At 66.3% G+C, this 1603-nt stretch carries 2 protein-coding genes; both read right to left on the reverse strand.

Features of this window, described 5'->3' with window-relative positions:
• On the reverse strand, positions 1–721 hold a 721-nt coding region (locus tag FJ980_RS31010; RefSeq protein ID WP_140547361.1), incomplete at its 3' end, for a cytochrome d ubiquinol oxidase subunit II.
• Between the two features lie 11 nt (positions 722–732).
• On the reverse strand, positions 733–1603 hold an 871-nt coding region (locus FJ980_RS31015), incomplete at its 5' end, for a cytochrome ubiquinol oxidase subunit I (protein WP_140547362.1).

Consider the following 1603-nt stretch of genomic DNA (forward strand, 5'->3'; position numbering starts at 1 on the left):
GCCACAGGAACAGCAGCGCCGACAGGATCGGCAGCGGCGACAGATAGAGCATTTCGGGCAGCACGAACCATTTGGCGAAGATGCGCGGGCTGGCGAAGGGCGTGGCCAGCGACTCGGCAGCCATGCCGAGCGCGGTCAGCACCAATGTGGTGCGCAGCCAGCGCACCGCCTTTTTCTGCAAGTCGCCTTCGGCCTTGTAGATGACCCAGGCCGCCCCCATCGCGGCGTAGGCCGCCGCCAGGCAGAACGCCACCAGCACGCCGAACGCCATGCCGCCCAGGCCGAAGTCGAGGCCAAGCACATAGACGCCCAGCATATAGCCTTGCGCCAGCGAGGCGATGAGCGAGCCGAGGAAGAAGATGCGGTTCCAGCGATGCTTGCGCTCCGTCGCCACCTTGGCGCGGAAGTCGAAGGCCACGCCGCGCAGGATGAGGCCGACCAGAAGCACGAACACCGGGATATAGAGCGCGCTGAGGATGACGCCATGCGCCATCGGAAAGGCGACCAGCAGAAGGCCGACGGCCAGCACCAGCCAGGTCTCGTTGGCATCCCAGAACGGGCCGATGGCGGCGATCATGGTGTCCTGCTCGGCGTCCTCGGCCGCCGCGAACAGGATGCCGATGCCGAGATCGAAGCCGTCGAGAATGACGTAGATCAGGATGGCGAGGCCCATCAGGCCGGCGAAGATGAGGGGGAGCAGGGTCGGCCAGTCATAGGTCATTTCTCTCTCTCCTACTCGCCAGCCGCGGGCTGCGACATCGGCTTGTTGAGCACGCCCGGCAGCGGCGAGGTGTCGCCGTCCTTGGCCGCCTTCAGCGCCAGGTGGACCAGAACGCCGAGATAGGCGATCAGCAACAGCACGTAGAGAGCGAGATAGACGGCCAGCGTCAGCGCCACATGGCTGCCGGCCACCGGGCCGACGGCGTCGGCGGTCCTCAGCACGCCCGTCACCAGCCAGGGCTGGCGGCCGATCTCCGTCGTATACCAGCCGGCGAGCGTCGCCACCCAACCGGAGATGGTCATCGGCACCATGAGCAGCGCCAGCGGCCTCGGCAAGCTATGACGGCGCTTGAGGAAGAAGGCGGCCGACCAGGAGACGGCGAGCATCAACAGGCCCGTGCCGACCATGACGCGAAAACCCCAGAACACCGGGAAGACGGGCGGATGGTTGCCGGGATAATCGTTGAGCCCCGGCACCACACCGCCGGCGCTGTGCCGCAGGATCCAGCTCGCCCCGTCGGGAATGGTCACCTCGAACCTGTTTTCCCTGGCCGCTTCATCCGGAATGGCAAACAGCACCAGCGGCACGTTGGGGCCGGTGTTCCAGTTGGCCTCCATGGCGGCGATCTTCTGCGGCTGGTGCTCGAGCGTGTTCAGGCCGTGCTGGTCGCCGGCAAGGATCTGGATGGGGATGAGGATGGCGGCGGTGAAGACGCCGGTGCGCAGCGCCTTCCACATCGATTCCGAGCGGTCGCCCTTGAGATAGCGCAGCGCCGACAGGCCGGCTATGAGGAACGATACCGTAAGCCCGGAGGCGAGCAGCATATGGACGAGACGGTAGGGCATGGAGGGATTGAAGAGGATCGCCCACCAGTCGACGGCG

Source organism: Mesorhizobium sp. B1-1-5, from assembly GCF_006443065.1.
In the GTDB taxonomy this organism is placed as follows: Bacteria; Pseudomonadota; Alphaproteobacteria; order Rhizobiales; family Rhizobiaceae; genus Mesorhizobium.